14 protein-coding genes are annotated in these 13,731 nt (G+C 66.1%); 5 read left to right on the top strand and 9 right to left on the bottom strand.

Going from position 1 to position 13,731, the window contains the following annotated elements; genetic code table 11:
* Positions 1–14 precede the first annotated feature (14 nt).
* Positions 15–845 carry a bifunctional allantoicase/(S)-ureidoglycine aminohydrolase gene (locus QW868_RS27410; protein ID WP_316231982.1) on the top strand — a complete coding sequence of 277 codons (831 nt, stop codon included), beginning with the start codon at positions 15–17 and terminating at the stop codon, positions 843–845.
* Positions 846–895: 50 nt separating this feature from the next.
* Here the strand turns inward: QW868_RS27410 and QW868_RS27415 are convergent, their stop codons facing one another.
* The 6 genes from QW868_RS27415 to QW868_RS27440 form a co-directional block, all read right to left on the bottom strand.
* A complete protein-coding gene (locus tag QW868_RS27415; protein WP_316231983.1) occupies positions 896–2,353 on the bottom strand; it encodes a bifunctional serine/threonine-protein kinase/universal stress protein in 1,458 nt (485 codons plus the stop codon).
* 3 nt (positions 2,354–2,356) lie between these two features.
* On the bottom strand, positions 2,357–3,097 hold the full coding sequence (locus QW868_RS27420; protein WP_315776756.1) for a metallophosphoesterase family protein: 741 nt from the start codon (positions 3,095–3,097) through the stop codon (positions 2,357–2,359).
* Between the two features lie 87 nt (positions 3,098–3,184).
* The gene (locus QW868_RS27425; RefSeq protein ID WP_315779797.1) at positions 3,185–3,346 is read right to left on the bottom strand and encodes a hypothetical protein; all 162 of its coding nucleotides are present in this window, start codon (positions 3,344–3,346) and stop codon (positions 3,185–3,187) included.
* 41 nt (positions 3,347–3,387) lie between these two features.
* Positions 3,388–3,996, bottom strand: a complete 609-nt coding sequence (locus QW868_RS27430) for a hypothetical protein (protein ID WP_316231984.1) — start codon at positions 3,994–3,996, stop codon at positions 3,388–3,390.
* A complete protein-coding gene (locus tag QW868_RS27435; protein ID WP_315771066.1) occupies positions 3,993–4,664 on the bottom strand; it encodes a hypothetical protein in 672 nt (223 codons plus the stop codon). The genes QW868_RS27430 and QW868_RS27435 overlap by 4 nt, the downstream gene beginning before the upstream one ends.
* Positions 4,661–5,440 (bottom strand): MotA/TolQ/ExbB proton channel family protein, encoded by a 780-nt coding sequence (locus QW868_RS27440; RefSeq protein ID WP_315737395.1) that lies wholly within the window; start codon positions 5,438–5,440, stop codon positions 4,661–4,663. Before QW868_RS27440 ends, QW868_RS27435 begins: the two co-directional genes overlap by 4 nt.
* 194 nt (positions 5,441–5,634) lie before the next feature.
* Between QW868_RS27440 and QW868_RS27445 the strand changes: the two genes are divergently transcribed.
* Both QW868_RS27445 and QW868_RS27450 read left to right on the top strand, forming a co-directional pair.
* Positions 5,635–6,993: a histidine kinase gene (locus tag QW868_RS27445; protein ID WP_316162286.1), complete on the top strand. Its 1,359-nt coding sequence runs from the start codon at positions 5,635–5,637 to the stop codon at positions 6,991–6,993.
* Positions 6,994–7,003: 10 nt separating this feature from the next.
* Positions 7,004–7,651, top strand: coding sequence for a response regulator transcription factor (locus QW868_RS27450; RefSeq protein WP_315771064.1), 648 nt, complete (start codon positions 7,004–7,006; stop codon positions 7,649–7,651).
* A 212-nt stretch (positions 7,652–7,863) separates the two neighbouring features.
* Here QW868_RS27450 and QW868_RS27455 read toward each other — a convergent pair whose 3' ends face one another.
* Positions 7,864–8,451: a TetR family transcriptional regulator gene (locus QW868_RS27455; RefSeq protein ID WP_315737392.1), complete on the bottom strand. Its 588-nt coding sequence runs from the start codon at positions 8,449–8,451 to the stop codon at positions 7,864–7,866.
* Positions 8,448–8,621 carry a hypothetical protein gene (locus QW868_RS27460; protein ID WP_315737391.1) on the bottom strand — a complete coding sequence of 58 codons (174 nt, stop codon included), beginning with the start codon at positions 8,619–8,621 and terminating at the stop codon, positions 8,448–8,450. Before QW868_RS27460 ends, QW868_RS27455 begins: the two co-directional genes overlap by 4 nt.
* A 280-nt stretch (positions 8,622–8,901) precedes the next feature.
* Between QW868_RS27460 and purB the strand changes: the two genes are divergently transcribed.
* Positions 8,902–10,212, top strand: coding sequence for an adenylosuccinate lyase (purB, locus tag QW868_RS27465; protein ID WP_316231985.1), 1,311 nt, complete (start codon positions 8,902–8,904; stop codon positions 10,210–10,212).
* A gap of 12 nt (positions 10,213–10,224) precedes the next feature.
* Here purB and QW868_RS27470 read toward each other — a convergent pair whose 3' ends face one another.
* Entirely contained in the window at positions 10,225–12,660 is a 2,436-nt protein-coding gene (locus QW868_RS27470; RefSeq protein ID WP_316231986.1) for a DUF2235 domain-containing protein, read from the bottom strand.
* A 380-nt stretch (positions 12,661–13,040) separates the two neighbouring features.
* Between QW868_RS27470 and QW868_RS27475 the strand changes: the two genes are divergently transcribed.
* Positions 13,041–13,574 carry a cytochrome b gene (locus tag QW868_RS27475; RefSeq protein WP_316231987.1) on the top strand — a complete coding sequence of 178 codons (534 nt, stop codon included), beginning with the start codon at positions 13,041–13,043 and terminating at the stop codon, positions 13,572–13,574.
* Positions 13,575–13,731: the final 157 nt, after the last annotated feature.

A 13,731-nucleotide genomic window follows, 5' to 3' on the forward strand; every position in this document is an offset into this window, starting at 1 on the left:
CAGGAGAGACGACGATGGACAAGCCGAACTACTTCGTGCCGCAGGGCGGCCACCCGCCGCAGACCGACCTGCTCACCGGGCGCGCCGTGTTCACTGAAGCTTACGCGGTCATCCCCAAGGGCGTGATGCGCGACATCGTCACCTCGGCGCTGCCGTTCTGGGACAAGACGCGGACCTGGGTGATCGCGCGCCCCCTGTCGGGCTTCTCGGAGACGTTCTCGCAATACATCGTCGAGGTCTCGCCCGGCGGCGGCAGCGCCCAGCCCGAGCCGGATCCGGAGGCCGAGGGCGTGCTGTTCGTGGTCGGCGGCGAGATCCTGCTCACCATCGCCGGCAAAGAGCATCGCCTGGGCCATGGCGGCTACGCCTTCCTGCCGCCGTTCTGCGAATGGACGCTGCGCAACGACAGCCAGGCGCCCGCGACCTTCCACTGGATCCGCAAGGCCTATGAGGCCGTCCCCGGCATCGCCGTGCCCGAGGCTTTCGTCACCAACGAGGCGACGATCGCCCCTGCCGCGATGCCGGAGACGCAGGGCCGCTGGGCCACCACGCGCTTCGTCGATCCGCTCGACGTCCGCCACGACATGCACGTCAACATCGTCACCTTCGAGCCCGGCGCCGTGATCCCGTTCCTGGAGACGCATGTGATGGAGCACGGGCTCTATGTGCTCGAGGGCAAGGCGGTCTACAAGCTCAACCGCGACTGGGTCGAGGTCGAGGCCGGCGACTTCATGTGGCTGCGCGCCTTCTGCCCGCAGGCCTGCTACGCCGGCGGCCCCGGCCGCTTCCGCTATCTGCTCTACAAGGACGCCAACCGGCACATGAAGCTGCGACCGTTCAGGTGAGAGGCGCGGTCGCGCAATCGGACCCGGACTTCGATCTCAACTCTAACGTCTCACGTCCCCGACACGACCTTCGCCGGCGCGTCGTCATCCTCCTCATCCGCCTCGCGCACCACGTGGCGTGTGCGCACCACCGTGACGGTGCAGCCCGCCTCCGCGGCGACCTTCGCCGAGACGCTGCCGAGCAGTGAGCGCAGTACGGAATCGCGGCGGGCGCCGATGATGATGTGGTCGACCTGGTTGGCCTCGGCGAACTCGATGATGGCGGCGGCCGGATCGACGGCCTCCAGCACGTGCACCGTCAGCCGGCTCGTGTCGAGCTTGAGCGGCGTCGCCCAGTGCTTCAGCGCGACCATGCGGTCGATGTGCTTGTTGTTGCCCTCCTCGTCCAGGGTGCGGTCGATGGTGAGGCGCCCGAGCTTCAGCACGTTGACGCAGGCGAGCCGCGCCGCGGGCAAGGTGGCGAGGATGCGCTGCGCGGTCAGCCGCAGCGCGCCGTTGAGCTCCTCGCCGCCTTCCACGGTGTCGATCGCGACCGCCACGATCGGGCTGGAGGCGATCTGCACCGCGACGTCGGATGATTTCTGTTCCGGCTGCACCAGGCCGCGGTTGAAGCGGCGGCGCCACACCGTGGTGATCGGATCGCGCGTCACCTTCGCCGAACGCGCCGTGAGCTTGACCTGGTCGGGATGGCCGAGATCGAAGGCGAGTTGCGCCGCGGTCGGATAACGCCACACCGGCTCGATCTCCAGGCAGCGCAGCACGATCTCCTGCAGCCAGGGCGGATAGTCCGGCTTCAATTGTCGCGGCGGATAGGGATCGCGCCAGAGACGCCGGCGCATGCCGCGCAGGGTCTCGCTCTCGCCGAACGGCCGCACGCCGGTGGTGAAGAAATAGAGCAGCACGCCGAGTGAAAAAATGTCGCTGCGCGGATCGCTGCGCGTCCCCATCATGCGCTCGGGCGCCATGTAGGGCGCGGTGCCGTAAGGCAGGCGGAATTCCTCCTGCAAGAGATCCGGCAGGTGCCTATGGCAGGACAGGCCGTAGTCGATCAGCACCGCCTCCCCTGACGGCCGGAACATGATGCTCGATGGCTTGATGTCGTGATGGATCACGTGCTGCCGGTGAATGTCGGCGAGCGCAGTCGCGATCTTCGCGACCAGCACCCGCACCTCCTCGTAGGCCAGCGGCAGCTCGGGCAGCCGCTTGTACAGCGTCTCGCCCGGAATCTGCTCGATCACGACATAGGCCTGGGTAGCGAAATCGCCGGTGCCGAAACATGCCGGGACGTGCGGTCCCGACAGTCTTGGCAGGATCATCTGCTCCATCTCGAAGCTGACGATCGCCGCGGGGTCCTCGCCCTCGGAGACGCGCGGCACCTTCATCAGGATCGGCCGGTCGATATCCGGACGCGTGACGCTCCACAACGTCGCCATGCCGCCGGAATGCACGCATTCGCCGACCGTGAAGCCGTCGATCACGACGCCCGGCTGGAGCTTTGATCTCGGCATGTTCTATCGCCCCATCGAGAGCCGCTGCGCCAGCCAGGGCGGCAGGCCGTTGTCGCGAATGCGCTGCGCCGCCGCCTCGACGTCATAGGGCACACGGCAATAGGTCAGCTCGCGGGTCTTGGTGTCGAAGGTCACGAACGACGCGGCAGGATCACCGTCGCGCGGCTGGCCGACCGAGCCGACCACGGCCAGCCATTGCCGGCCGCGCAACAGCTGAATGGGCATGTTGGCGGTCGGGGTGAAGCTCGTCATCTTCGCGGTCGCGGACATCGAATACAGCGCGGGACGATGGATGTGGCCGCAGAACGTCACCTGCGCCTCGGTCGCGATCATGCTGCGGGCCGCGTCGGCCGACGACTGCACATAGCGCCAGCGCGGCGGGCTCGAGGCCTCCGCATGCACGAACAACCGGTCGTCGTCACCGATGCTCATCGGCAGCTCGGCGAGAAAGCGGCGCTGCTCGGCGCTGAGCCGGCCGCGCGTCCACTCCATCGCAGCCTGCGCCTCGGCATTCATGCTCTCGCTCGCGGTCGAAACGGCATTGTCGTGATTGCCGCGCACCGCCAGCCCGCCACCGGCGACGATCTCCATGACGGTGTCGACCGACCATTCCGGATCGGCGCCATAGCCGACGATGTCGCCGAGACAGATGAGACGATCCGCGCCACGCGCACGCGCCGCCTCCAAGCAGGCCGCAAAGGCCTGCCGATTGGCATGGATGTCGGTCAAAATCGCCAGCAGCACCCGTTTCCTCCGGTTCTCAAGGCTAGCGGCCGTGGTCGCACAAGACTTGAGGAACATCAAACAAGATAGGCGGAGAGATGCGGAATGTCAGCGTTGCAGGTCCCCTGCGATGCGCCGGTGCGGCTTTCTTCCCTGGGTAAAGCTGAAGCCCAGGAAGTTGCGGTGGTTCGGTCTGGCGACCGCACTCTTGGCCTTGTTGACCTTGAGCTCGAGGCGCCGTGCCAGGAACGTCCCGATGCTCGCCATCATTCGCGCGCTCGCTTCACGCGGGAGGATACGGCTGCAGCCGCCTACTGCTCGTCCTTCGGCGGCATGCGCGGCGGCAGCAGTGGCGTGAACGAGACGCCGTCGCCGGCGGTCTTGGCGGCCTTGAACTCGCCAGTGGAGGGATCGCCGCCGGCGGTCTCGATGATCGTCTTCGGCAGAATGTATTCGCGCGCGGCATCGATGACCCCGCCGTCGCCGGTGCCGAAATCGGCGGCGCGGCCGCCCTGCGGATGGCCGGCCGCGATCTGGTCGGCGGCGTGCTGGGCCTTGTCGGCAAGTGTGTCGCTGTAGGGGATACGATAGGCGCGCGGCACGCCGCTCGGACGGTTGTCGTCGTCGAGCGCCTCGACCCACAGATAGACCGTGCCGGGATCGCCCTCGACGGAGTGCGGATCGACGATCCGCGCCTGCAGCACCTTGAAGCTCCTCGGCAGCCGGTCGACGCTGGCCCAGCCGAGCAGGCCGCGGGCGCCGACGAAGCTGCCGACATAGAACGCGCTGGTGATGACCACGGCGACCGCCTTGGCCTGCCACGGCAGCCGGGCATAGACCAGCACCAGCAGCAGCAGCGCGCCGATCAGCGCGTAGCACACGGACAGGGTGACGATGACGGTCTGCAGATTGCTCGTCATGGCCTGAGCATCCTGACGCCGGTCTTGGGATCGATATCGGCGCCGTTGCGCCAATTGCTGCGGAACGTCTCCAAGAGCGATTTCGGCCGGCGCTGCACGTCGATCACCTTGCCCTCGGCATTGAGCTTGAAGCGCAGCGCCGTCTTCTCGTCGCCGGAATGGTCGAGCACGACCTTGTCGTCGAAGATCACCTGCGCAGTCGGGTTGAGCTTCTGCACCTTCACGGTGGCCTCGACCGGCGCACCGCTAACGTTCTGGAAATGCGAGATGTTGACGGTGTATTCGCCGGCGACGATGCCTCTGACGGTGACGATCTCCTCGCGGATCGGCGACTGGATCTTCAGACCGTTGACCAGGATGAAATCGTTGGCGCCGCCGCGGTCGTCGCGGTCGAGCGTGAGGAAGCCGGCCTCGCGATGCCGGTACCAGGCGATGTTGCCGACGGGGTCCTGCACGAACAGGTCGAGATCATCCGGGTGATTGTCCGGCCAATCCATCGTGATCAGGAACTCGGCTTTCGAGTCGACCTTACCGTCCTTGGCGTCCGGCGAGATCGCGAGCACCGCGATGAAGAAGAAGAACGCGACGATCTGCAGCGCCTTGAACAGCATCACGCTGAACGGGTCGAACTGCTCCTCGCGCGGATAGAGTCCGAAATCGTCCATCATGCGACCTGCTCCGGCGCGCGATCCATCGCGCGCTCGAGCCGCGGCGTCACCCGCGTCTCCGTCAGCATGACGGCGTCCGAGAACATCCGTCCCGTCGCCGCATCGAGCATGTAGTACTGGATGCGCACCAGAATCGAGCCGACGAGCCCGGCGAGCGTCGTGTACATGGCAATCGCCATGCCGTCGCTCATCAGCCCCATCGACGATTTCATCGCGAGCTTATCGTTGACGTCGAGGCCGGCGATCGGCGCCAGCATGATGATGAAGCCGATGATGGTGCCGAGCAGGCCGAGCTTCATCAGCGTGTCGGAGGCGAAGCCACCGAAGCCGTTGGAGCCGCGCAGGCGGTCGGCCAAGGTGCGCAGTAGCAGCGTCTGGTCGAGCCGCCCTGCCCCTTGCGTTTGCGCCTTGGTGACGAGGCTGCGGATGTGGTTGGTGACGAGCCCCTTGGGGAGCAGTTGTGCATCAGGTTCGAGCGCGCGCGCCGCGTCGGGTCCGATCAGCACGGCGCGGCAGCGCCGCGCTGCATCCGCCTCGCGCGCGATCGCTCTGGTGCGCCAGAAGCAATGGCAGCACGTGGCGACGTAGAGCACGGCGATGACGCTGGAGATGTAGGTGCGGTCGGAGGCGACCATCAGGTGGAAATAGCCGTAGCGGGCGAGCACCACGGCGGCGAATATCGTGAGGCCGGTGAAGATCATCCAGAGCAGCAGCGGCCCGCGCTCGGCTGCGTCGCGCGCAGGTTCCACTCGTTCGGCACTGCTGACCACGCTCATGCATGAACTCCCGATGCGCGCCGTTTCGTTCGGCGCTTCGCAGAGGAGTTAAGCAGAGCGGCGGAACAGCGTCCAAAGACATCTGCCTCGAGGCTCTCGGGAAAATTTCCCAACCTGCCGCTTGCTGCAGTGCATTTGCTTGGCGGAGCACCATCCCATTGTTACGCTGCGGCAAAAGCCGTGGAGAGGATCGCATGCGTCTCGTGCTCCAACTCATTGCGCGCCTCGCGCTGATCGTGCTGCTGTGTCTGGCCGCCGCGGCCGTATGGGTCACCGTCGACGCCTATCGCAGCGTCGATCGCGCCACCGCGGCCTCGGCCGACCGGGTCTCGCAGGCGCTGGAGGCGTTGTATTGGCGTGAGCTGCTGCTGCGCAGCAACCGGTCGCGGGAGCGGCTGCTGCCGCTGCCCGACTGGCGCACGACCGAGACCATGAAGCTGATCGCGCCCGGCATCTGCGTCCAGCTCAAGCCCGAGGCAGCGTTCGAGAAGCCGCTGTGCGGCCAGAGCAAGGGCCTCGGCGCCGCGCCGCCGCGCTGGTTCTCAGGCGCCGTGGAAGCCATCCTCGGCGATCACGCGGCGGTCGCGCAGCCGATCAGCGCGCGCGCCACCACGGCGGGAACCGTCTCGGCGATCGCCGATCCCGATGCAGCGATCCAGCTCGCCTGGCTGCGCATCCAGGACAGCTTTGGTGTGGCGCTGGCGATGGCGATCGCGATCGGCGTGCTGGCCTCGCTGGCGATCGCGCATGCGCTGGCGCCGGCGCGCAGCATCGTCCAGGCGCTGCAGCGGATGGCCGAGGGCGACCACCGCCCTGCGCTGCCGCGCTTCCGCTCGATGGAGCTCGCCATGATCGGCCGCGCCGTCGGCGAGCTCGGCGACCGGCTGGCGCAGGCCAACGAGCAGCGCGCCGCGCTGACCGAGCGCCTGCTCGACATCCGCGACGAGGAGCGACGGGCGCTGGCGCGCGAGCTGCACGACGAGTTCGGGCAGAACCTCACGGCGATCCTCGCCTTTGCCTCGACGATCGAGAGCGCCGGCAGCGGCCGCAACGATCAGGTCGCCCAGGATGCACGGATGATTACGCAGTCCGTCAGCCATCTGATGGCGTGCCTGCGCGGCACCTTGAGCCGGCTGCGCCGTCCGCTCACCGAGGAGCTCGGCCTCGCCGCAGGCCTGATCGCGCTGACCGAGAACTATCAACATGCCGCGCGGCCCGCGATCCGGCTCGACCTCCACGGCGATCTCGCCGACATCCAGGGCCCGGTCGCGGTCACCGCCTATCGCATGGCGCAGGAATGCCTGACCAACGCGCTGCGCCACACCAGTGCGAGCGAGGTGTCGTTGCGGGTCGAGCGCCGTCAGGGTCCAGACAGTGCGCTCGTGATCTCGGTCGAGGACGACGGCGGCGGCGATGCGACCCTGCTGGCGCAATCGAGCGGCTTCGGCCTGACCGGAATCCGCGAGCGCATCGCCGCGGTCGGCGGCTCGCTGTCGATCGGGCCGGCCGCGCGCGGGCTCAGCGTCTCCGCGACAATTCCACTGGCCGCCTGAGACAACCGGGATGCCCGAGCGCACAGGCATTTCGATCCTGCTGGTCGACGACCACCCGGTGGTCCGGCAAGGCTATCGCCGCGTGCTGGAGAGCCAGGACGGGTTTCGAGTCATCGCAGAGGCCGACAGCGCCGCGGCGGCCTATGCCGCGTTCAAGGCGCATGCGCCCGACGTGGTCGTGCTCGACATCTCGATGAAGGGTGCCAGCGGGCTGGAGGCGATCCGCAACATCCGCGCCCGCGACAACCGCGCCTGCATCCTCGTGTTCTCGATGCATGGCGAGGCGCCGCTGGTGAAGGCGGCGTTCGCCGCTGGCGCGAGCGGCTTCGTCACCAAGAGCAGCGAGCCGTCGGCGCTGGTCCGCGCCATCCGCATGGTCATCAACGGCGAGCGCGCGCTCAGCGACGACGTCGCCCACGTGCTGGCCGCTGACAGTCTTGATCCGCAGCAGACCGTGCTCGACCGGCTCGGCGAGCGTGAGATCGAAATCCTGCGCCAGTTCGCGTCGGGCCTGACCACCGAGCAGATCGCCGCCAACCTGCACCTCAGCGTCAAGACGGTGCAGAACTATCATTATCTGGTGAAGGCCAAGACGGGATTGCAGACGGATGCGCAGCTGGTGCGTCTGGCGGTGACCAGCGGGCTGACGAATCTGTAGGCTGCCGTAGGGTGGGCAAAGGCGCTGCCGTGCTGTCGCCGCATGCGAGCCAGCAGTGGCGCCGTGCCCACCATCAAACTGATGAGTTCGCTGATCGACGGTGGGCACGGCGCGCGCGATCTCGGCCCAAGCCGATGTCGTGCAACGCGCCTTTGCCCACCTACGAGCTGTGTGAACCCGCATGTCGCTGCGCTCATGCGGGCTAGGCGCGCCTAGCGCGCCTGAAGTCCACGGAGCAGCAGGGTCAGCACGGCATCGACCCGGGCCTGACAGGTGCATTCGCCCCATTCGTCGGCATGGGCGGGATGGTGAAAACTTCTCGTCGCGTCGAAGATCGCCGCGGCCGCGGTCTTGGGATCAGTGACGTGGAACGTCCCCTGCGCGACCCCCTCCGCGATCATGCCCTCGACCTGGGCGATCAGGTGCTGCTTGTGCGCCTTGACCACCGAGCACGCCTCGCGCGCCAGGGTGAGATAGGTCGCGAACATCTCCGGATCTTCACAGACCCGCTTCTGCTTGGCGCCGAACAGCTCGCGCAGCCAGCGCTCCAGTTTCGCCGGCGCGGGTCCCGGCTCGGCCGCGATCTGCGCCAGCGGCGCGCTGACCCGCTCGAGCCAGCGCCTGGCAACCGCCTCGCGCAGCGACGCCTTGCTGGGGAAGTGACGATAAACGGAGCCGTGGCTGACATCGAGCGCTCTCGCGACGTCGACGACCGTCGCTTTGGCGAGCCCGTAACGGCGCAACACGTCCTCGGTGACTTCGAGGATGCGCTCGGATGTCAGAACCACGGCCTCATTCATGCGTGCACCATATCGGTGTCGGACGTATGCGCCTTGATCTGGATCGTCTCGGCCCGATCGGCGGACGACGGCGCGCGGAATTTGGCTGCCTGGGTCTCCAGGTGACGCGCGACCTGGTGATTCAGCCAGTCCTGAAATTGTGAGTGCAACAATCGCTTTTCAATCTTCATCGAAGCGGTCCTTCGCAGTTGAAACCGCTGAACCCATGGTCAGACAGTGCAAGTTGATCTTCAGCATGACAGCGGCAGAGACATACACCATCGCGCTGACAGATTTCAATATCTGTCAGCGCGATTTTTTCGAGCGGTATCATAATCCACCTCGATCGCACCGGCCGAGCGGAAAGACCGCCGTTTGTGTCGATCCGGCCGCTCTGGTAAAGCGCGGCGTAAAATGCTGGCGTGGACGCCCGGTCCCGCCCACCTTCCCTCCCGCCTCGGAGCGCCGTCGATGATCCCCCGCTATACCCGTCCCGAAATGGCCTCGATCTGGGAGCCGCAGACCCGGTTCAAGATCTGGTTCGAGATCGAGGCGCATGCGGCGGACGCGCTGGCGCAGCTCGGCGTGATCCCGAAGGACGCGGCCAAGACGATCTGGGCCAAGGCCAAGGACGCCACCTTCGACGTCGCCCGCATCGACGAGATCGAGCGCGAGACCAAGCACGACGTCATCGCCTTCCTGACCCATCTCGCCGAGATCGTCGGCCCCGAGGCGCGCTTCGTGCACCAGGGCATGACGTCATCGGACGTGCTCGACACCTGCCTCAACGTCCAGCTCACCCGCGCCGCCGACCTGCTGCTCGTCGATCTCGACCGCGTGCTGGCGGCGCTGAAGACGCGCGCCTTCGAGCACAAGATGACGCCGACCATCGGCCGCTCGCACGGCATCCATGCCGAGCCGGTGACGTTCGGCCTCAAGCTCGCTTATGCCTATGCGGAATTCTCCCGCGCGCGTGAGCGCCTGGTCGCCGCCCGGAAGGAGGTCGCGACCTGCGCGATTTCCGGCGCTGTCGGCACCTTCGCCCAGATCGATCCGCGGGTGGAGGAGCACGTCGCCAAGGCGATGGGCCTGTCGCCCGAGCCGATCTCCACCCAGGTGATTCCGCGTGACCGCCACGCGATGTTCTTTGCCACCCTCGGCGTGATCGCCTCCTCGGTCGAACGCTTTGCGACCGAAGTCCGCCACCTGCAGCGCACCGAGGTGCTGGAAGCCGAGGAATTCTTCTCGGAGGGACAGAAGGGCTCCTCCGCAATGCCGCACAAGCGCAACCCGGTGCTGTCGGAAAACCTCACCGGCCTCGCCCGCATGGTGCGCGCCTATGTGACGCCGTCGATGGAGAATGTCGTGCTCTGGCACGAGCGCGACATCTCGCACTCCTCGGTCGAGCGCATGATCGGTCCCGACGCCACCGTGACGCTCGACTTCGCGCTGGTGCGCCTCGCCGGCCTGGTCGAGAAGCTGCTGGTCTATCCCGCCAACATGGAAAAGAACCTCGACCGCCTCGGCGGCCTCGTGCACTCGCAGCGCGTGCTGATCGCGCTGACCCAGAAGGGGGCGAGCCGCGAGGACTCCTACAAGCTGGTCCAGCGCAACGCGATGCCGGTATGGCGCGGCGAAGGCGACTTCCGCACCCTGCTCAAGGCGGACGCCGAGGTGAAGAAGTATCTCACCGACGCCGAGATCGACGAGCAATTCGACCTCGGCTACCACCTCAAGCACGTCGACACGATCTTCCGGCGCGTGTTCGGCAGCGCCGAGTGACGGCGCGCGCCGTCACAGCTTCTTCAGCGAGACGGCCGCATTGCCCTTGTTGTTGAAATAGAATCGATACAACAACCAAGGAAACAGGATGGAGGTGTCGTTGACGTAGACGAACACCTCCCCATCGCTGCGTGCGGTGAACTCGGCCGTCCAGCGGCTACTGCCGGGGGCTTCGGGTCGGAAGGTGGGGAGATGCTCCTCCAATCCCGTGCTGCCCACCCGCACGATGGGCGCGAACCAGTTCGACCAGATCAGCCGCTTGAACGGCAGGCCCGGTAGCTGCGTCCAGGTCCCGTAACCGAAGCCGGCCGGGGATGCAGGGATGCTGCCGTCGCTCCATCCCTCTCCGACATCGAGCGTGATCTGATACGTCTCGTCCTGCGCCACGCTAAGCGCTGTCGGATAGCAATGGTGGCGCGTCTCGAACAACGGCCGGATACTTCCATTATGCCATGCCCCGATCTCTGTCTCGTTGACCTCGGTCGGCCTCAGTGTTGCCTTGCAGAACAGACCGGCCGTGTTGGCCGCGCCGAACGCCAGCCACCAGAACAGCCAGAACATGATGCCGGTCGGGAAGATCCACGATTTCAGGACGTAGAAACCGGCGATGTACCAGCCCTGGCGTCGCAGCGAATAAACCGTCGCGCGCCAGCCGGTCACCGGCTTGTGCCGGGATGGATCGTTCCAGGCGATGCGTGCGGCGTCGCGGATCGTTCGCTGCAGTGAGGTGCCCCACGCCGTCAAGCCGAGCGCCACGGCTGCCCCGATCAGCAGGAAGCCGGGCGAATCCCGGAACGCTACGAACCAGGGATCGAGAAATCTTGGCAGGAACGCAGCCGCCGCGTTGACCAGGGGATCGCCCACCACACGCAGGGGGTCATAGAGGAAGCGCGGCCGATAGATGACGGCGTACGGGATCGCCGCGACGAACAGCAGCGCGAACATGGTGGCGAAATAGACCACGCGGCGCAGCCAGACCCAGTTCCAGACATCGTCCTGCACCCGCGTCCGCGCGTGCCCGCGATCGAGCGGATGCGGCGCATCGACCGGCGTATCGGTCTCATCCGTGACGCGGTAGCTGGCGGGTACGACCACCGGTGCATAATGATCGGGACCCGACTGGATGCGCTCGAACACCGTGCGGTGAATGGTCGGCTTCACCGGCGGCAAGGGCGGCTGCGGAAGGCTCGGATGCAGATCGTCCTTCAGAAGTTCGGTCTGGGCCTTGAACGGCGAATGCAGCAGCCACTTGATGCGACTGACATCGTACCGGAGCGATAGCTTGTAGGGCGGCGCTTCATAGATTTCGCGCAGATTGCGCGGCTTGTAGCGGTAATAGGCAGCCAACCCCTTGCGTGAGTCGTTCAGCGTATCGAGCGGATCGATCTCGGGATCGTAGAGCAGCCTGCGCCGCCCGTCGAGATAGACGAGACCATAGGCCTGGGCGCGGTCGAGCATCCAATCGAGCGTCACATAGGAAAGGCCATCCTGCGGATAGCCGCCGCCGATGTCGGAATGCACGCCTGTAAACCACACCTGGCTGATGCGCTCGCGGTCACGTGGCGGCAGGTCGGTGCGCAGATGCGGCGGCGGGTCGGCGAGTTTCGCAGCTTCGCTGCGCGGATCGCGATCGATGCCGAACAGCCAGTCCTTCTTGTCACTGCGGCCCGGGACGGCATCGTCCCGTCCCCACACATAGCGCTCGTCCCAGATCACCGGGCGGAAGGCGTCACGCTCCTCCTCGATCGCGAGCGCGTGGCAGGCGCGATGGATCTTGGAATTCATGAACTGGTCCGGCATCGACAGCGGCCAGATCCAATAGTCGATGGCGCGGGTCATCTCCTCGATCGGCCCGCCATAGGCGTCGACGGTGTCCCAAATGCCGACGAAATGCACGCTCTCGACCTCGATCGACGGCGGCGCCTCGGGCGCAACGCCCTGCAGCCTGCGCAGCAGCTTGATCCCCCCATCGCGCCATTTACGGAGGTCCAGGCCGATCTTGCCGAGATATCTGAGAAGTCCGGTGTTGTAGCGGCGACGATAGCGGCGATAGGCGTCCGCAGCGAAGCGCGCGAGGTCGGCCTCATTGTTGTTGTAAGCGACGAGGCCCTGCCCCGCGATCATCGCCGCCACGATGCGGATCGTGAACGCGCCGCGGCTGAAGCCGAAGCAGTAAATGCGGTCGCCCGGCTTGTAGTTGCGACAGCAAAAGATGTAGATCGCAATCGCATTCCGCTTCAGGCCGAAGCCGAAGATGCCGCCGAGGGCTGCGAACAGCTTGAAGGAGGACGTGCCGACGCCATCGTCATAGAAGGCGACCTGCCGACGCGGATCGCGCAGGTCCAGCAGCTGGAACAGCCGCCAGACATTGGTCTTGAACACGGCCTTGGCGCTGTTGCCGGTCCCGTCCGACAACAGCACGATGTTCTTTGCAACAGGATTGGACACGAGGCCCCCCGACCAGAATGCCGGCAGGGAGATTGGTCCGCAATTGCAAGAAAATCAAGGCGCAATCCCTGCGCGAGCCTGCAGGACACCCGCTCAGTTCTCAGCACCGCCCGTCATCCGCAAGGCAACATCGTCGCTTGATCCAATGCAGACATCGAACGGGGGACGGCGTATCGAGCCCCCCGCAGGCCGGGTCGGCGCGCCCGAGGGATCACCGGAGGCGCGACTGACAGAGCGGCACGCATGGAATCACTCAAAAATGATCAGCAGATACCTTTGTGCGGTTGTCCGACATCTCGTCGTCGACCTCTGATCCTTCGACACCGACCAGACGAGCGCCTATGCAGGTCGTCCTGCTCCCCCATCGACGAGACACCCACATGCCGGCGACCTATGATCCTCTGCTGCGACGGATCCATTGGGCAACGGCGCTGCTGTTCATTGCAGCCATGCTGATCGGACTCTATTGCGGCCTGCAGCCGGCTGGGACATCGCCGCGGCGCGAGTTGCTGGAAATCCACAAGTCGCTCGGCGTCACGCTGTTTCTGCTCGCCATTCTCCGTCTGATCGTGCGGGCAAGCACGACGGCGCCAGCGGCACCTGCTGCGTTCAGCCCGCTGGTCCGCGCGATGTCACGGCTCAATCATTGGATGCTCTACGCGCTGCTGCTGGTCATGCCGGTGACGGGCTACATGTTCTCGTCGGCCGGCGGCTACTCGCTGCGCTACTTCTGGACGTTCAGCTGGCCGCGCCTGTTCGCCGGCGACAAGACGATCGCGCAGGCCGGCGAGATCACGCACGACGCGCTGGCCTATGTGGTCTATCTCGTCGTCGGCCTGCACATCGCCGCCACGCTCTGGCATGAGTTCGTCAAGAAGGACGAGACATTGGCCCGGATGTGGCCGCGACGGTAACCTCGTAGCCCGGATGAGCGCAGCGACATCCGGGTTCATCGCAGGCAGCGTTGGAGACCCCGGATATCGCTCCGCTCATCCGGGCGACGAGGTCAACGCGCTGCGCCTTCGTAGGGTGGGCAAAGCAGTCGCCGTCAGGCGGCAGCGTGCCCACCGT

The organism is Bradyrhizobium sp. SZCCHNR1051 (assembly GCF_032489615.1).
Classification (GTDB): domain Bacteria; phylum Pseudomonadota; class Alphaproteobacteria; order Rhizobiales; family Xanthobacteraceae; genus Bradyrhizobium.

What these genes read in the sequence shown, in the direction of transcription:
- QW868_RS27410 (WP_316231982.1), top strand. Translation starts at nt 15, where the DNA reads ATGGACAAGCCGAACTACTTCGTGCCGCAGGGCGGCCACCCGCCGCAG.
- QW868_RS27415 (WP_316231983.1), bottom strand. Translation starts at nt 2,353, where the DNA reads ATGCCGAGATCAAAGCTCCAGCCGGGCGTCGTGATCGACGGCTTCACG.
- QW868_RS27425 (WP_315779797.1), bottom strand. Translation starts at nt 3,346, where the DNA reads ATGATGGCGAGCATCGGGACGTTCCTGGCACGGCGCCTCGAGCTCAAG.
- QW868_RS27430 (WP_316231984.1), bottom strand. Translation starts at nt 3,996, where the DNA reads ATGACGAGCAATCTGCAGACCGTCATCGTCACCCTGTCCGTGTGCTAC.
- QW868_RS27435 (WP_315771066.1), bottom strand. Translation starts at nt 4,664, where the DNA reads ATGATGGACGATTTCGGACTCTATCCGCGCGAGGAGCAGTTCGACCCG.
- QW868_RS27440 (WP_315737395.1), bottom strand. Translation starts at nt 5,440, where the DNA reads ATGAGCGTGGTCAGCAGTGCCGAACGAGTGGAACCTGCGCGCGACGCA.
- QW868_RS27445 (WP_316162286.1), top strand. Translation starts at nt 5,635, where the DNA reads ATGCGTCTCGTGCTCCAACTCATTGCGCGCCTCGCGCTGATCGTGCTG.
- QW868_RS27450 (WP_315771064.1), top strand. Translation starts at nt 7,004, where the DNA reads ATGCCCGAGCGCACAGGCATTTCGATCCTGCTGGTCGACGACCACCCG.
- QW868_RS27455 (WP_315737392.1), bottom strand. Translation starts at nt 8,451, where the DNA reads ATGAATGAGGCCGTGGTTCTGACATCCGAGCGCATCCTCGAAGTCACC.
- QW868_RS27460 (WP_315737391.1), bottom strand. Translation starts at nt 8,621, where the DNA reads ATGAAGATTGAAAAGCGATTGTTGCACTCACAATTTCAGGACTGGCTG.
- purB (WP_316231985.1), top strand. Translation starts at nt 8,902, where the DNA reads ATGATCCCCCGCTATACCCGTCCCGAAATGGCCTCGATCTGGGAGCCG.
- QW868_RS27475 (WP_316231987.1), top strand. Translation starts at nt 13,041, where the DNA reads ATGCCGGCGACCTATGATCCTCTGCTGCGACGGATCCATTGGGCAACG.